This is a genomic window from Streptomyces triticirhizae (genome assembly GCF_003696235.1).
GTDB classification, from domain to species: Bacteria; Actinomycetota; Actinomycetes; order Streptomycetales; family Streptomycetaceae; genus Streptomyces; species Streptomyces triticirhizae.
The window spans coordinates 88,705-104,986 of the sequence record NZ_RFFJ01000003.1; the positions used below are offsets into that span (position 1 = coordinate 88,705).

14 protein-coding genes and 1 pseudogene are annotated in these 16,282 nt (G+C 74.4%); 9 read left to right on the plus strand and 6 right to left on the minus strand.

Annotated features, from left to right (window positions below; genetic code table 11):
- Positions 1-16: 16 nt before the first annotated feature.
- Positions 17-988: a prolyl aminopeptidase gene (gene pip / locus EBN88_RS01455; protein WP_122181927.1), complete on the minus strand. Its 972-nt coding sequence runs from the start codon at positions 986-988 to the stop codon at positions 17-19.
- 85 nt (positions 989-1,073) lie between these two features.
- Here pip and EBN88_RS01460 point away from each other — a divergent pair, with 85 nt between their 5' ends.
- Together EBN88_RS01460 and EBN88_RS01465 are read left to right on the plus strand one after the other, a co-directional pair.
- Positions 1,074-1,640, plus strand: coding sequence for a MarR family winged helix-turn-helix transcriptional regulator (locus EBN88_RS01460; RefSeq protein WP_122181928.1), 567 nt, complete (start codon positions 1,074-1,076; stop codon positions 1,638-1,640).
- Positions 1,630-1,917, plus strand: coding sequence for a GNAT family N-acetyltransferase (locus EBN88_RS01465; RefSeq protein WP_122181929.1), 288 nt, complete (start codon positions 1,630-1,632; stop codon positions 1,915-1,917). Before EBN88_RS01460 ends, EBN88_RS01465 begins: the two co-directional genes overlap by 11 nt.
- 24 nt (positions 1,918-1,941) lie before the next feature.
- Here EBN88_RS01465 and EBN88_RS01470 read toward each other — a convergent pair whose 3' ends face one another.
- The 3 genes from EBN88_RS01470 to EBN88_RS01480 form a co-directional block, all read right to left on the minus strand.
- Entirely contained in the window at positions 1,942-2,319 is a 378-nt protein-coding gene (locus tag EBN88_RS01470) for an RNA-binding S4 domain-containing protein (protein WP_122181930.1), read from the minus strand.
- A 181-nt stretch (positions 2,320-2,500) separates the two neighbouring features.
- Positions 2,501-3,112 carry a class I SAM-dependent methyltransferase gene (locus EBN88_RS01475; RefSeq protein WP_122181946.1) on the minus strand — a complete coding sequence of 204 codons (612 nt, stop codon included), beginning with the start codon at positions 3,110-3,112 and terminating at the stop codon, positions 2,501-2,503.
- Between the two features lie 99 nt (positions 3,113-3,211).
- The gene (locus EBN88_RS01480; RefSeq protein ID WP_122181931.1) at positions 3,212-4,237 is read right to left on the minus strand and encodes a LacI family DNA-binding transcriptional regulator; all 1,026 of its coding nucleotides are present in this window, start codon (positions 4,235-4,237) and stop codon (positions 3,212-3,214) included.
- Positions 4,238-4,601: 364 nt separating this feature from the next.
- Here EBN88_RS01480 and speB point away from each other — a divergent pair, with 364 nt between their 5' ends.
- From speB to EBN88_RS01515, 7 genes are all read left to right on the plus strand, one after another.
- A complete protein-coding gene (gene speB, locus EBN88_RS01485) occupies positions 4,602-5,852 on the plus strand; it encodes an agmatinase (RefSeq protein WP_122181932.1) in 1,251 nt (416 codons plus the stop codon).
- Positions 5,853-5,919: 67 nt separating this feature from the next.
- Positions 5,920-7,548, plus strand: a complete 1,629-nt coding sequence (locus tag EBN88_RS01490) for an ABC transporter substrate-binding protein (RefSeq protein WP_122181933.1) — start codon at positions 5,920-5,922, stop codon at positions 7,546-7,548.
- Positions 7,549-7,633: 85 nt separating this feature from the next.
- A complete protein-coding gene (locus tag EBN88_RS01495) occupies positions 7,634-9,019 on the plus strand; it encodes an MDR family MFS transporter (protein WP_122181934.1) in 1,386 nt (461 codons plus the stop codon).
- A gap of 68 nt (positions 9,020-9,087) precedes the next feature.
- Positions 9,088-11,181 (plus strand): dipeptide ABC transporter ATP-binding protein, encoded by a 2,094-nt coding sequence (locus tag EBN88_RS01500; protein ID WP_122181935.1) that lies wholly within the window; start codon positions 9,088-9,090, stop codon positions 11,179-11,181.
- Entirely contained in the window at positions 11,181-12,050 is an 870-nt protein-coding gene (locus EBN88_RS01505) for an ABC transporter permease (RefSeq protein WP_122181936.1), read from the plus strand. The genes EBN88_RS01500 and EBN88_RS01505 overlap by 1 nt, the downstream gene beginning before the upstream one ends.
- A gap of 36 nt (positions 12,051-12,086) precedes the next feature.
- The gene (locus tag EBN88_RS01510) at positions 12,087-13,085 is read left to right on the plus strand and encodes an ABC transporter permease (RefSeq protein ID WP_122181937.1); all 999 of its coding nucleotides are present in this window, start codon (positions 12,087-12,089) and stop codon (positions 13,083-13,085) included.
- Positions 13,086-13,276: 191 nt separating this feature from the next.
- Positions 13,277-13,693, plus strand: a complete 417-nt coding sequence (locus EBN88_RS01515; protein ID WP_122181938.1) for a hypothetical protein — start codon at positions 13,277-13,279, stop codon at positions 13,691-13,693.
- 39 nt (positions 13,694-13,732) lie between these two features.
- Here EBN88_RS01515 and EBN88_RS01520 read toward each other — a convergent pair whose 3' ends face one another.
- Positions 13,733-15,208, minus strand: coding sequence for a dihydrolipoyl dehydrogenase family protein (locus EBN88_RS01520; protein WP_122181947.1), 1,476 nt, complete (start codon positions 15,206-15,208; stop codon positions 13,733-13,735).
- Between the two features lie 202 nt (positions 15,209-15,410).
- Positions 15,411-16,282, minus strand: a pseudogene (locus EBN88_RS01525) (hypothetical protein); the annotation flags it as partial.

The following is a 16,282-nucleotide window of genomic DNA, read 5'->3' on the forward strand; positions in this document are numbered from 1 at the left end:
CGGTTTTCGCACCACGCTATCGCGTCCGCGCCGCCCCGGTGGCGAAACCGTCGGTGGCCGCCACCAGGCGTTCGACCATGCCCGCGTCGGCGGCGCCGTGCCCGGCCTCGTCCACGACCGTGAGCGCGCAGTTCGGGCCCCAGCGGTGCGCCAACTCCCAGGGCGTGCCCAGCAGATTGCCCGGATCGAGGCTGCCCTGTACCACCGCGCCCGGGATGTCGGCGAGTTCGGGCGCGCGGCGGAGCACCTCGCCCTCGGGGAGCCAGGAGCCGGCGCTCCAGTAGTGGGTGACGATCCGGGCGAAGGCCAGCTGGAAGGCGGGGTCGTCGTAACGGGACGGGCCGCCGGCGTGGCCCACGTCGATGGCCTCCTCCCAGTCGCACCAGGCGCGCGCGGCGCGGGCCCGCACCTCCGGGTCCGGGTCGTGGAGCAGCCGCGCGTAGACGGTGGGCAGGTCGCCGTCCCGGTCCTCGGGCGGCACCGCGTCGCGGAACGCCCGCCAGGCGTCGGGGAAGTAGCTGCCGAGGCCCCGGGTCAGCAGGTCGGTCTCGGCCCGGCGGCCGGTGGCCAGGCCCATCAGCACCAGCTCGCTCACCCGCTCCGGGTGCCGCAGCGCGTAGACCAGCGAGAGGACCGAGCCCCAGGAGCCGCCGAAGAGCAGCCAGCGCTCCACGCCCAGCGCCTCGCGCAGCGCCTCCATGTCGGCCAGCAGGTGCTCGGTGGTGTTGGCGGCGAGGTCGACCTCGGGCTCGGCGGCGTGCGGGGTGGAACGGCCGCTGTTGCGCTGGTCGAAGAGGACGATCCGGTAGGCGTCCGGGTCGAAGAACCGCCGGCTGCGGGGGCCGCACCCCGAGCCCGGACCGCCGTGCACCACGAGCGCCGGCTTGCCCTCGGGGTTGCCGCAGGTCTCCCAGTAGACCCGGTGGCCATCGCCGACGGACAGCCAGCCGTGGTCGTGGGGCTCGATCGGCGGATACAGCGCGGACATGACGGCCACCCTTCGGAGCGCGTAATCTGACAGCGCTGTTATATCAGTGCTGTCGGAAGTCCGTCGCTCGGTTATCGTGCTGGCCATGTCCACCCAGCGCCCCCTCACCGGCATCGGCACCCGGCTGCGGCATCTGCTCGACCTGTTGGAGGCGGACCTCGCCACCGTCTATCCCCGGCTGGGCCTCGCGGACTACCGGCCCAGGTACACCCCGGTGATCCGCGCCCTCGTCGCCCACGGGCCCAGCACCATCGGGGAGTTGGCGCGGGCGATGCGGGTGACCCACTCGGCGGCCAGCCAGACCGTCGCCCAGCTCGGCCGCCGGGGCCTGGTCGAGCTGAGCGTGGGACGGGACGCCCGGCAGCGCGTGGTCCGGCTGACACCGGAGGGGGAACGGCTGCTGCCGGTGCTGGAGACCGAGTGGGCCGTGGCCGAGGCCGCGGCGGCCGACCTCGACGCCGAGCTGTCCGTGCCGCTGGCGACGCTGCTCGGCGAGCTGGAGCGGGCCCTGGAACGGCGGCCCTTCCGGGAGCGGGTGGCCGAGGCGGCCGAGGCCGTGACGGCGGCGGAACGCGCGGCGGGCCAGCCGTTCGGCGCCGGTGGTGGTGCGGCAGCGCCGGCGGCGGGGCACGATGAGGGGCATGAGCACTGAGGTCCGGGACAACAGCCAGCTCGGCCGGTTCGAGGCGTGGCTGGACGGCGAGTTCGCCGGCTTCGCCGAGTACACGCGCGAGGAGCGGCGCGTGATCTATCCCCACACCGAGGTGCGGATCGGCTTCGAGGGGCGGGGCGTGGGCGGCGAGCTGGCCACGGCCGCGATGGAGGACGCCGAACGCCGGGGGCTCAAGGTCGTCGCCACCTGCCCGTTCATCGCCGGCTGGCTGACCAAGCACCCGGAGTACCAGCACCTGGAGGAGGCCACCCCGTAGCGGCGGGTGGCGGCCGGGGTCCGTTCAGCCCTGGCCGCGCAGCCGGTCCAGCTCGCGCCGTTCGCGCTTGGTGGGTCGGCCGGCACCCCGGTCGCGCACCGGCACCGCCGGGATCTCCACCCGGGGCGGGGGCGGCGGGCTGTTGTCGATCAGGCACTCGGCGGCGGTGGGCGCGCCCACGCGCTTGCGGATCAGGCGGGTCACCTCGACGATCCGCTCCCGGCCGGCGTGCCAGACCCGCACCTCGTCGCCGATCCGCACCGGCTGCGCCGGCTTGACCCGCTCGTTGTTGACCTTCACATGGCCGGCCCGGCAGGCCGAGGCGGCCATCGACCTGGTCTTGATCAGCCGCACCGCCCAGATCCAGGTGTCCACGCGCACGCTTCCCTGCTCACCAGCCATGGCATCGACTCTAGCCCTGCCGGCGGCGGTGCGGGTGGGGCCGCTGGCGGTTGTTCGGCGGCGGCCCGGCCCGGGCGGGGCCGCCGCCGCCGGGAGCGGTCGGGGCGATGCTGGTGAACGAGCGGCGCCGCCGTGGCCTCGCCGGCGCGAGCGGCGCGGGCACTCAGCGCGGTGGCGTGGGTCAGGGCTGCCGGAAGACGAGCAGATAACGCCAGAACAGCAGCCGGCGCACCCGGGAGCCCGGCAGCAGCCGGGCCGCGTCGGAGCGGATCTCCGCGAGCGGGACGGTCGGCCGCCGCACCGGCGCCCTGACCAGGTCCCGGGGCCGGCCGCGCAGCCGTTCCCCGGCCGCGACGGTCAGCCGGGCCACGGCGTTGACCGGCGCGGCCGCCAGGCTCACCGCCCGGTCGGCGGGCGTGCGCTCGGCATAGCAGCCCAGCACCACCAACACCCCGCCGGGCGCGAGCGTCTCGCGGAGACGAGAGACCGTCGCGAACGGGACATGGTGCAGGCTGGCCAGGCAGGTCACGAAGTCGTAGTGCGCGTGCGGCAGTTGGTGTTCGGTGATGTCGGCGTGCAGATAGCTCGGGCCCCGGGGCGGGGGCGCCGAGCGCGCGCGGGCCGCCGCCAGCGCCTCGGCGGAGGAGTCCAGGGCGTCCACCCGCGGGCCCAGGCCCGCCAGCCGCCGGGCGAACGTTCCGGTGCCGCAGCCGACGTCCAGCGCCCGCCGGGCACCGCGCGGCAACTGGCGCAGTACGGCGCGGTGATAGTGGTCGTTGTGGTCGAACGGCACAGGGGTACGGTACGAGATCCCCGGCGCGAGCGACTCGGCGGCCACCGCCCGACGCGGCCGCCCACCCGCAGGGCCTCCCGGCCGCGAGCCGCGCTCGGCTCAGCCCAGGGGCACCCGCGCCCCGCCCGGCAGGGACGCGCGCCAGCGGACCTCCGCCGGCAGCAGCACCGGCGCCTCCGGCGGCTCAGCGTCGTGCTCGACCAGCCTGATCAGCAGCTCGGCGCAGGCCATCCCCAGCGCACGCGGATGCAGATCGACGGCGGTGGTCGGCGGAGCGGTCATCGCCAACGTCGGGCTGTCGCCACAGCAGGCGAGCAGCACGTCACTGCCCACCCGGCGGCCAGCCGCCTCCAGCGCGGTCAGTGCCCCCTGCACGATCGGCTCGGAGGAGAGCACCAGCAGGTCGGTGGCCGGCTCGCGCGCCAGCAACTCCCCGATGACCCGCCGGTGTTCGGCCACCGACAGGTCGCCGAAGCGGCTCTCGCCCGTGGCGCCGGGCAACCCCTGGTCGGCGCACCAGCGTTCGAACTCGGCGCGCAGCAGCACGCCCCAGCCGCTGTTGGCGTCCGGGCCGACGAACGCGGGCCGCCGCACCCCGTGCGCCGCCGCCCGGTCCAGGATCTGGCGGAGCGCGCCGGCGTGGTCGGCCGCGATCACCGGGCAGTCGGGCATCCCGTCGGGCGGGTGTTCGCCGGCGACCACCGGCAGCCCGGAGTCGAGGAGTTGGCGCGCCCGCAGGTCGTCGGCGATGGGGTCGGCGATGATCACGCCGTCCACCCGGGGCACCCGGTTCCGTGGCACCTGCGGGTTGCTGGAGAGCAACGTCAGGTCGTAGTCCGCGCGTTGGGTGCCGTCCAGGACCCCGGTGACAAACTCGCGAAAGTAGTCGGAGGCGAAACGGTCGCCCGCGTGCAGATGGTGTAGCCCGATGGACCGGACCGATCCGGTGCGTAGGCCCTGGGCGACCGCGTTGGGGCGGTAGTTCAGCTTCTGGGCCGCCTCGACGACGGCCCGCCGGGTCGCCTCCGTCATGCGTCCGGTGCCGGAGAGCGCCTGCGAGGCCGTGCTGGGCGAGACGTTCGCCGCTCTGGCCACGTCCTTGAGCGTGACGGTCTGGCGCCTCATGGCGACATCATACGAGCGCCCGTTCGCCCGCTCGCGAGAAGCGACGGCCGGCGGGCGAACGGCCGTTCGTCGGCGGCCGAAAACAGTCGCCCATGTTACGGGCGGGATTCGGCCGTGGGTCGGGCCGTCGGCGGCCGGGCCCGAGGTGCGCCAGCTGTGTAAACACCCCGCCGCGCACCCTCGTTGGCCATTGACGAATCGATTTGGCAGTCCCTAGTTTCGGGTCCTGCCCGAACGAGACGGCGCTCCGGCCGTGCGGCGGGACAACGAGGTTCGCCCAGCGGTGCCCCTCCCCCTCGGGGGCGAGGAGGGCTCCGGCACCCGCCTTATCGGGCCAGTCATGGCAACTCCCCGGAGAGGACTCATGTCCGAACAGCGCAGCGACTCCCCGCAGGACACACCCCGGCCGTCCGACCACGGCCCCGAGGGGCACACCCACGGGCCCGAGGGCCATCATCACCACGACTTCGGCGAGGGCTTCTGGGAGCAACCGCCCCGGCTGGGCAAGGGACTTGAGGGACACGGCGCGGTCGACGACCTCAACGTCGGCCGCCCGCCCGGGCCGATCTTCGTCAACCGCAAGGGCGAGGGCGGCTTCGCCGGCATCCAGACCTTCGCGAAGCTGCCCGTCTGCCTCACCCCCGAGGACCTGGTGGCCGGCGAGATCGACGTCGCGATCTGCGGCGTGCCCTGGGACGCCACCGCCTCGGGCCGCAGCGGCACCAACCACGGCCCGCTGGCCATCAGGGCCTGCGACTACAAGGGCGGCTACGGCCGGCCGCACTACTCCCTGGACGTGCGGGTCGACGCGTTCGAGACGTTGAAGGTCTGCGACTACGGCGACGCCCCGATCCGGGTCGGCAACACCTGGACCACCTTCGAGGAGATCCGCAGGTTCGTCGGCACCATCGTGGACTCCGGCGCCATCCCGATCATCCTCGGCGGCGACCACGCCACCACGTGGCCGTCGGCCACCGCCCTGGCGGACCACTACGGCTACGGCAAGGTCGGCATCGTCCACTTCGACGCTCACGCCGACACCGGCACCGACACCCCGGGCAGCCTGGCCAGCCACGGCACCCCGATGCGCAAGCTGATCGAGTCGGGCGCGGTGCCGGGAAAGAACTTCGTCCAGGTCGGTCTGCGGGGCTACTGGCCCGATCAGGAAACGATCGACTGGATGGAAGAGCGCCAGATGCGCACCCACTTCATGGCCGAGATCAACCGGGACGGCTTCGAGAAGGTCCTGGAGCGCGCCGTGGACGAGGCGCTGGACCAGGCCGACCACCTCTACATCTCGCTGGACATCGACGTCGCCGACCCGGCCTACGCGCCCGGCACCGGCACCCCGGAGCCGGGCGGCCTCACCAGCATCCACGTGCTCACCGCCGTCCGCCGCCTCGCCGCCGAGGTGGGCATCGTCGGCATGGACGTCGTCGAGGTCAGCCCGCCCTACGACGACCGGGGCGAGATCACCGCGCTGCTCGCCAACCGCGCCGTCCGCGAGGCGCTCACCGGCATCGCCATGCGCCGCAAGGGCCTGACCGAACCCGACTACCTGCACCCCGGCGCGCTCGGCCCCGGCCACTCCCGGGCGCTGCGGGACAAGAGCTGAACGGCCACCGGCGTCCGCAGCCTCCGACGAGAGCCCCCAACGAGCGCCCCAGCACGAGGAGTTCCCCATGAGACGGCAATCCGCCGCCCGGCGCGCCGCCGCCCTGGCCGCCACGCTCGCCCTGACCCTGGCCGCGACCCTGACCGCCTGCGGCGGCGAACAGGGCACCACCGGCTCCGCCGCCCCCACCGACGGGGTGCTGCGCGTCGGCCTGCTCAACGACATCGGCCAGCCGCCCGACCCGGACGTCTACTACTCCGGCAACGGCCTGGCCCTGACCACCAACATGTACGAGGGGCTGGTGCGGTACGAGCCCGGCGTGGACACCGCCACCATCGGGCCCGCGCTCGCCACCGACTGGCAGGTCTCCGAGGACAACACCACCTACACCTTCACCCTGCGCGAGGACGTCACCTTCCACGACGGGACCCCGTTCACCGCCGAGGCCGTCGAGGCGTCCTTCGACCGGCGCACCGCCGTCGGCGCCGGCCCCGCCTACATGGTGGCCGGCGTCGACTCCGTCGACACGCCCGACGAGACCACCGTGGTGATCCACCTCGCCGAGCCCAACTCGGCGTTCCTCGACTACCTCGCCTCGCCCTACGGCCCCCGCATGATCAGTCCGACCGCGCTGGCCGAGAACGCCGGCGACGACCACGCCCAGACCTACCTCAGCACCCACTCGGCGGGCACCGGCCCCTACCAGCTGAGCGTCGCGCGGGTCGGCGAGCGCTACGAGATGACGGCCCACGACGGCTACTGGGGCGGCGAACCCACGTTCACCACCATCGAGTTGCCCGTCTACACCGACACCTCCGCCATGCAGCTCGCCCTCAACAACGGCGACCTGTCGACCATCATCGGCGCGGTGCCCTCCGCCTCCCAGGCCGACTACATCGAGGACGACGCCGTCCAGGCGTACAGCCTGCCCTCGTTCCAGGTCGGGGTCCTCTACATGAACCCCAACCGCCCCTTCATGGCCACGCCAGAGGCGCGGCGGGCGATGTTCTCCGCCGTGGACTGGGGGAGCGTCATCGACCAGGTCGTCGCCCACAAGGCGGAGCTGGCGACCGGCAGTTACTCGCGCGGCGCGCTGCCCGAGGGCGTGGAGAGCCGCGAGATCACCCACGACCCCGCGCCGCTGGCCGACTATGTGGCCGGGCTGAGCGGCGCGGAGAAGACCGTCCTCATCGGGCACAGCGCCTCCTCCGCCGACGACGCGCAGATCGCCAACATCATCGCCGCCCAGCTCCAGGGCCTCGGCCTGGACGCGACCATCACCAGCTACCAGACCTCGCAGGTCTTCGGCGAGTTCGCGACCAACCCGGCCGAGGCGCCCGACCTCTTCCTCTCCTCCGGCACCTGGCCCGACTCCAGCAACCCGTACATGTACGGGCACGTGTTCTGGGACCAGGACGGTGGCCTCAACCACCTCCAGTGCTTCTCCGATGAGACCACCGAACTCCTCGCCGAGGCCCTGGTCTCCGGCGACCCCGCGACCTACGGCGCGGCGGCCGAGGCCAACGAGGCGGCGGCCTGCACCCCGGCCTGGGCCTATGTCAACGACTTCGTCGTCGCCCAGCCCTGGTTGGGCGGGGTGGAGGAGGCGCACAGCATCGCCGAGCCCTACACGCTCGACTTCCACGCGCTGACCGTCGAGTCGGCCGACGCGTCCGACTCGGCCGGGGACGAGTAGCCACCCGGGGGACGCCGCCGCCCGGCGTCCCCCGCCCGGCGCCCCCGTCTCCGTCCCGAAGCAGCGACTCCGCCGAAGGAACCCCATGTCACACCGCCGGTCGGGCCAGCGCCCCACCCGCGCCGCCGACCTGCCAGCGAGCTTCTGGTGGCTCTGGTTCGCCGTCCTCGTCACCTGGACCGGGCGCTTCGTCGTCCCGTTCATGACGCTCTTCCTCACCCGCGACGCCGGGCTCAGCACCTCCGAGGCCGGGCTGATCGTCTCCGGCTACGGCGGCGGCGTGGTGCTCTCCGCCCTCGCCGGCGGGGTCCTCTCCGACGTCATCGGCCGCCGCCGCACCCTGCTGGGCAGCCTGCTGCTCTCCGCCGCCACCATGACGGTGTTCCCGTCCTTCCCCCAACCGGCCGCCATCGCCGTGCTGTTGTTCGTCTTCGGCCTGGTCAACGGCGCGGCCCAGCCCTCGGTCGCCGCGCTGATCACCGACCTGGTGCCGGCGGCCCACCGCCGGGCCGCGTTCGCCTACAACTTCTGGGCGGTCAACCTCGGTTACGCGGTGGGCCCGCTGCTGGCCGGGTTCATCGCCGACCACGCCTTCGAGTACCTCTTCTACGCCCAGGCCGGCGTGCTGGTGGTGGCCGCGACCATCGTGCTGGCCCGCGTCACCGACGCGCACGCGCCCCGCGCGTTCCGCGCCTCGCGCGCCGCCAGGACGGCCGGCGCGCCCGCCGAACCGGCCGTCGGGCTGGGGCAGGTGCTGCGCGACCGGGTGTTCGTCACCTTCACGCTCGCGATGCTCGTCTACTCGGTCGTCTATGTGCAGTCCACCTCCTCGCTGCCGGTGACCATGGTCGAGGACGGCTTCTCCTCGGGCGAGTACGGCTTCCTGCTCACCCTCAACGGGGTCCTGCTGTGCGCCCTCCAGATCCCCTCCGCGCGGCTGGTCGCGCGCTGGCGCCGGGAGGCGGTGCTGGCCGGTGCCCTGCTCTTCACCGCCCTCGGGGTCGGCCTCCAGGCGCTCGCCAACTCCTGGCTCTTCTACGCGATGGCCGTCTCGGTCTGGACGCTGGGCGAGATGGGCGCCCACCCGGCGGCCCAGTCCATCGCCGCCGACATGTCGACCCGGCGGGCGCGAGGGCGCTATCTCGGCACCTACGCCCTGGCGTTCAGCACCGCCACCATGATCGGCCCACTCGCCGGCGGCACCGTGCTGCAACACCTGGGCAGCGGGCCGCTGTGGGTCGGCTGCGCCGTGGTCTGCGTGCTGCTGGCCGGCTTCCTGACCCTCACCTCACCGGCGCGCGAACGGCGGCTCGCCACGCCGGTCGCCGACGACCCCTCCGACGACCCGTCCCCGTCCCCGCCGCCCCTTCCCGACCCCGGCGCCGTCGACGGGGCCACCCCCGCCACCACCGACGCACCCCTGAGCGATCCCGCAGCGCGGCGGGACCGCGTGGACCGGCCAGGCCGCTAGGACGCCGGCCACCCGCCGACGGCCTCGGCCGTCGGCCCTCGGCCACCGAACACCCGGGAGGACCACCGATGTTGGACACCCAACCCGCCACCCCCGAATCCGCCGCGCCGACCGCCGAGGCGCCCGACACACCCGTGGCGACCCTGCGCGACCTGCGGGTCAGCCTCTCCCGCGACGGCACAAGCTCCGAGGTGCTCCGGGGCGTCGACCTGGACATCCGGCCCGGCGAGGTGCTCGGCCTGGTCGGCGAGTCCGGCTCAGGCAAGAGCGTCCTGGCACTCGCCCTGCTCGGCCTGCTCCCGGCCGGCTCCGCGCCCCGGGTCGCCGGCCAACTCCGCGTCGCCGGCGTGGACATGGTCAACGGCGCCGAGGAGGAACGCCGCCTGGCGCGACGCGAGAGCCTCGGCGTCGTCTTCCAGGACCCGATGACCTCCCTCAACCCGACCATGCGCGTCGGGCAGCAGGTCGTGGAGGCGGCCGGCAGCGCCGACGAGGCGATCCGACTGCTGCGCGCGGTGGGCGTGCCCGAACCCGAGCGGAGGATGCGGGCCTTCCCCCACGAACTCTCCGGCGGGCTGCGCCAGCGGGTCATGATCGCCATGGCCATCGCCGGCGGCCCCCGGCTGATCGTCGCCGACGAGCCGACGACGGCGCTCGACGTCACCGTGCAGTCCCAGGTGCTGGGCGTGCTGCGGCGGCTCAGCGACGACCTCGGGTGCGGGGTGCTGATGATCACCCACGACCTGGGCGTGGCCGGCCAGATCGCCGACCGGATCGCGGTGATGTACCGGGGCAGGCTCGCCGAGGTCGGCCCCACCCGGCGGGTGTTGAACGAGCCGCGACACCCCTACACCCTGGGCCTGTTGGCCTCCCGCCTGGACTTCGACACCGACCGGGACAGCCCGTTGCGCACCCTGGTGCCCGAGCCGGCCGGCGGCGCGGCGGTGGCCGGCTGCGCCTACCACCCGCGCTGCCCGCTGGCCGTCGACCGCTGCCACGCCGAACTCCCCGGCCTGCCCGAACTCCCGGTCCGGCCCGAACACTCCGCCGCCTGCTTCCGCGCCGAGGAGTCCCGCGACCGGCTGCTGGAGATCGCCCACCGCGAGGCGGCGGCCGCCGATGCGGCGAAGCCCACCGGGCCGGCCGAGCCCGCCGAACCCGTCGTGGGGGACGCCACGGCCGTCGAACGGGAGGACCGGCCGGCGCGACCCGGCGTCGTCCTGGCCACCACCGAGCTGGAGTGCCGCTTCACCGTGCGCGACCGCCGGGGCCGCAAGGCCCCGCTGGCCGCGCTGCGCGGGGTGACCCTCGACATCGAGGCCGGTGAGTCCCTCGCCCTCGTCGGCGAGAGCGGCTCCGGCAAGTCCACCCTGCTGCGCGTCCTCGCCGGACTCCAGAAGGCCACCGGCGGCGGGATCACCGGGCCCACCGGCGGCGCGGTGCAGATGGTCTTCCAGGACGCGGGCGCCTCCCTCACCCCCTGGCTCACCGTGCGCGAACTGCTCACCGAACGCCTGCGCCGCCCACGCCTGGACCGCGCCGAGCGCCACCGACGCGTCGTCGCCGCGCTCGACTCCGTCGGCCTCCCCGAGGCGACCCTCGACGCCCGGCCGGCCGAACTCTCCGGCGGCCAGCGGCAACGCGTCGCCCTGGCCAGGGCCACCATCGTCCCGCCCAGGGTGCTGCTGTGCGACGAACCGACCAGCGCGCTGGACGTCTCGCTGGCCGCCCACGTGCTCAACCTGATCCAACGCCTCCGCGCCGAGCTGGGGATGACCGTCGTCTTCGTCACCCACGACCTGTCGGTCGCCCGGATCATCGGCGACCGGATCGCCGTGATGTACCTGGGACGGCTGGTCGAGATCGGCTCCGCCGACGAACTCGTCGCCGACCCCAGGCACCCCTACACCCGCGCGTTGCTCTCGGCGGTGCCGGGACTGGACGTCGAACTGCCCACCATCGAGGGCGAACCGGCCAGCCCGCTCGCGCCGCCCAGCGGCTGCGCCTACCACCCGCGCTGCCCCGTCGCCACCGAGGAGTGCGCCGACACCCTCACCGGCATCCAACTCGTGCCCATCGGGCCCCGACCGCCGGGACCCGCCCGCACCGCGCCGCCCTCCGCCCGCCGGGCCGTCGCCTGTGTCCACCGAGGGGAGATCTGATGGCCGCCCTGGTCGCCGGCGTCGAGACGCCGACCCGAAGCCGCCTCCCACGCCGCCACCTGGTCGGCGGACGGCTGTTGAACCACTGCCTGCTGGGCCTCGTCGGCCTGGTCACCCTGGTCGCGGTGCTCGCGCCGCTGCTGGCCCCGCACGACGCGGTGGGCACCAGCGGACAGCTCTACGCCGGCATCGGCAGCCCGGGCCACCCGCTGGGCACCGACGGCATCGGGCGCGACCTGCTCTCCCGAACTCTGCTGGGACTGCGCACCAGTTGGCTGATGGCGCTGGCCGTGGTCGCCCTCGGGCTGCTGGTCGGCGGGATCGTCGGGCTGCTGGCCGGAGCCTTCGGAGGCTGGCTCGACGCGGTGCTGATGCGGGTCACCGACCTGTTCCTCGCGCTGCCCGGCACCCTGGTCGCCGTGGCGGTCGCCGCCGCGCTCGGCTCGGGGCTCGGCAACACCTTCCTGGCGATCTCCGTCGTCTGGTGGCCCTACTACGCCAGGATCGTGCGCGGCGAGGTTCGCGCCCTGGCGGTGCGACCCCATGTGGAGGCCGCCCGGATGGCCGGCGTCTCCACGCCCCGCATCATCCTCCGCCACCTGCTGCCCGGCGTGGTGCCCTCGGCCGTGGTCACCGCGAGCCTCGACGTCGGCAGCGTGGTCCTGGTGCTGGCCAGCCTCTCCTTCCTCGGCCTCGGCCAGTCAGCGCCCGCGCCCGAACTGGGCGCCGACACCTCACGGGCCCTGCCCGAACTCCTCACCCACTGGTGGATTCCGGTCATCCCCGGCGTCACCGTGATGCTGCTCAGCCTGGTCGCCAACCTCGGCGGCGACGCGGTGCGCGACCTCATCGCCCGGCGCGGCCGCTGACGCCCCGGGCTCTCCGCTCACGAAAGGCCAACGGCCATGACGTTCCGTTTCTTCGGCACCCGGCTGGCGTCCCTGGTGGCGCTGCTGCTGGTGCTCTCCGTGGTGCTGTTCGTCCTCCAGGAGATCTCGGCGACCGACGCCGCCGCGGCGACCCTCGGGCCGACCGCCTCGCCGGAGGCGATCGCCGCCGAACGCGCCAGGCTCGGCCTCGACGGGCCGCCCGTCGGCCGCTATCTCGACTACCTCGGCGGGCTGTTCACCGGCGACCTCGGCACGTCGTTCCGCACCAAGCGGCCGGTCACCGAGGACATCGGCAGCTATCTGCCGGCCACCCTCGAACTCGTCCTCTTCGCCTTCCTGCTGGCCCTGCTGCTCGCGCTGCTCTTCGCGCTCTCCAGCACCCTGCGCTGGCGGGGCGCCGGGGCGCTGCGCGGGCTGCTCTTCGTCTCCTCGACCGCGCCCACGTTCCTGCTGGGCATCTTCTTCCTGATCGTCTTCTACCAGCAGTTGGACTGGCTGCCGGCCAACGGCCGGGCCAGCGGCGGGGCCGCGACCGACGGGCCCACCGGGTTGCTGGTCGTCGACGGGCTGCTGGCCGGCGACCCGGCCGCCAGCGTGGACGCGCTGCGACATCTGCTGCTGCCCGCGCTGGCGCTCGCGGTCGGCCCGGCGCTGGCCATCGGCCGCGTCTTCCGCTCCAGCCTGCGCACCACCCTGGACGCCGAGTACGTCCGCACCGCCCGGGCCAAGGGCCTGGGTGAACGCGCCATCGTGGTACGGCATGTGGCGCGCAACTCGGTCAACGCCGCGCTCTCCATGACCGGCCTCCAGATCGGCTTCATGTTCGCCGGGGTGCTGGTGGTCGAGAGCGTCTTCAGCTGGCCGGGGCTCGGCAGCTATCTGGGCGCCAGCATCCCGGTCTCCGACTTCCCGGCCGTCGCCGGGGTGACCTTCGTCCTGGGCGCGGTCTACATCGTGGCCAACACCGCCGCCGACGTCCTCCAGGGCGTGGCCGACCCCAGGGTTGCCGTCTGAGGCTGCCGTCTGACGGCGCGGGGCGCGTGGGCGCGTTGCGGCCGTCGGGCGAGCCGCGGTCGTCGGGGAGTCGGCTTGACGGAACGCTGCTGCAAAGGAGTGAGCCTGCGAGAACTCGGCGCTCCGCCCGCGTTGAACAGCGTGCGCCGACCACCCCGGCGCACCCCCAACTCGGATGGAGCGCCCACTCGATGAACACCCCAGGGAACATTCCGGCCAGCTCGGGGAGCACCGCGCGGCTCGCGGGATGCGCGGCGGCACTGGCGCTGCTGCTCGCCGGCTGCGCCGGCGCCGGTGCGGCCGACGACGAGGACGGCGGCGCCGCGCCCCAGCCCTCGCCGCTCGCCACCGCCCACGCCGTTCCCAGAAGCGAACCCAGCCCCGCCGCCGGGCCCCACGGCCCGGCCGACCGGGACCGTGCCACCCCCCAACCGACCGACGCGACCCCGGCCCCCCCGCCGACCCGCGCCCCCCCGCCACCCCCCCCCCACCGCCCGACGCCGACCGCCGTCCCCACCCCGACCTCGACCGTCGAACTGCCCAGCTCCTTCTGCGCGTTCCCCGACCCGACGATGAACGCCGTCTGCCGCTCGGCCCTGGGAAACTAGGTGGGTTCTTCGGGGAGGCCGGTGACGCGGTCGGCGCACTCACCCCCGATAGGTCTCCAACAGCCGCAGCCAGATCTCGCTCATCGTGGGGAACGCGGGAACCGCGTGCCACAGGCGGGAGATCGGCACCTCGCCCGTCACCGCGATGGTCGCCGCGTGCAGCAGCTCCCCGGCGCCCGAGCCGACGAAGGTCGCCCCGACCAGCACCTCCCGATCCAGGTCCACCACGGCCCTGGCCCGCCCTCGATACCCCTCCGCGTAGAGCGCGGCGCCGGCGACCGAGCCGAGGTCGTAGTCGACCTCGCGCACCCGCAGCCCCGCCGCGCGGGCGGCCTCCAGGGTCAGGCCGACCGAGGCGGCCTCCGGGTCGGTGAACACCACCTGTGGCACCGCCCGTTGGTCGGCCGTGGCGACATGTCGACCCCAGGACCGGTCGTCCACCGCCTCGCCGCGCGCCCTGGCGACGATCGCCTCGGCGGCGACCCGCGCCTGGTACTTCCCCTGGTGGGTGAGCATCGCCCGATGGGTGACGTCGCCCGCGCCATAGAGCCAGCCGCCCGGGACGCCCCGCACCAGGAGCGTGTCGTCCGTCGCCAGCCAGTCGCCCGGCGTCAGGCCGACCGTCTCCAGGCCCAGGTTCTCCGTCCCGGCCCTGCGGCCGGTGGCGAAGAGCACCTCGTCCGCGATCACCGCGTTCCCTCCGGAGACCTCCAGCACCACCGGGCCGGACTCGTCCGGCCGCCGCAGCTCCGAGACCGAGGCCCCCGTCCGCACCTCCACGCCCGCCCTGGCCAACCCGTCGGCCACCAACTCCCCGACGAACGGCTCCCAGTGGGGCAGCAGCCCCGGACCGCGCGCCAACAGGGTGACGCTCGCGCCCAACGCCTGCCAGGCCGCCGCCATCTCCACGCCGACCACGCCGCCGCCCACCACGGCCAGCCGGTCCGGCACCCGGGCCGCCGACGTCGCCTCCCTGCTGCTCCAGGGCCGGGCCTCGGCCATCCCGGGCAGGTCAGGCAGCGTCGCCCGGGAACCGGTGCACAGCGCCACCGCGTGTCGGGCCACCAGCCGCCGCTCGCCGCCATCGGACGTGGTCACCACGACCGTCCTCGGACCGGCCAACCGCCCCTGGCCACGCACCAGTTCCACCTGGACCGAACGCAGCCACTCCACCTGTGAGTCGTCCCGCCAGCCGCTGGCGAAGGAGTCCCGGCTGGCCAGCACCTCCTCGGCGGCGAGCCCGCCCCGCACCGCCGCCCTGGCGCCCGGCACCGCCCTGGCGGCGGCCAGGGCTGCCGGCGGACGCAGCAGCGCCTTGCTCGGCATACACGCCCAGTAGGAGCACTCGCCTCCCACCAACTCGCGCTCCACCAGGACCGTGCGCAGCCCGGCGGCCTGCGTACGCTCCGCGAGGTTCTCCCCTGGAGGGCCGCCACCGATCACCACCACGTCAAACGTGTCGGCGTCCGTGGCACCGGCGCCGAACTCCTCGGCGCCGCCTGGGCGATCCGTCATACCGGTCAGCTCCTTGTCATCGGTGGGGCAGAGCATCCCCTCGAAGGGGTCCCCTCCGGGGAGGGCCTCCCTGGGGAACGGACCGCCCTGGGGAAGGGACCGCCCTGGGGAAGGGACCGCCCTGGGGAAGGGGACGTCTACCCACTCACCGTAGGACGGCACCGCCCGGCATTCCGGCCACCGTGCCGTGCCGTGCCCAGGCTCACCGTCCCGGACCGCTCCCGTCCGGCTCGGGGCGCACGGCCTCGGCCGGAGGCGGGGCGTCCGCCGTCGGCTCGGGCGAGGAGGCGGGCCCGCCCCCGGCGGCCCCGCCGGGTATGACCACCCGGGTGATCGAGTACCCGGGCAACTCCGGCCCGGCCCCGCCGTCCGTGAACTCCACATCCGGCAGTTGGGCTGTCGCCGACGGGTCGGCCTCGCCGTACTGGTACGCCTCGGCGGAGGCGTCGCCCAACCCGGTCACCGTCAGCGGAACGGACAGCGGCGATGTCGACTTGTTGATCAGCGGCACGGTCAGCGCGCCGTCCTCGGCCCGCTCGGCGGCGAAGACCGACACCTGGTCGGAGTCCTCGCTCGTCGCGCTGCCCCCCGTCTCCCCGAACCGCCCGCCCGCACCGTCGTAGTTGAGGAACATCCGGAACGGGTAGGCCCCCGGGTCCACCGTCACGGCGGGTCCGTCCGCCGCCCGGGCGGTGGCCGTGTCGGCGTCGATGACCAGCACCGAACCCAGCCCCACCGCGCCCACCGCGACCAGGGAGACCAGCGGGCGGAGGCGGCGGCGTGCGGGATGTCCGCGCGGGGGACGCTGACCGCTCTGGAAGAACCGTCCTCGGGTGGTGGGGGAGAGGCGGCCCGAGCGGGCCACGACGCTCATGGGAGTGCTCTCGGCGAAGCGCTCGAACCGCATCCCGTCAAGGGTGTGCGAAGCGCCGCCGCCTCGCCCAACGGGCCACTCCTCGACCGGACTTCGCGCGGTGCCGGCGCGGCGGTGGGCGGCGCGGGCGGCGGCCGCGCCGGGAACGGCCGTATCGGGAACGGCCGCGCCGGGAGTCGTGCGGCGGCGCGGCGACGGCG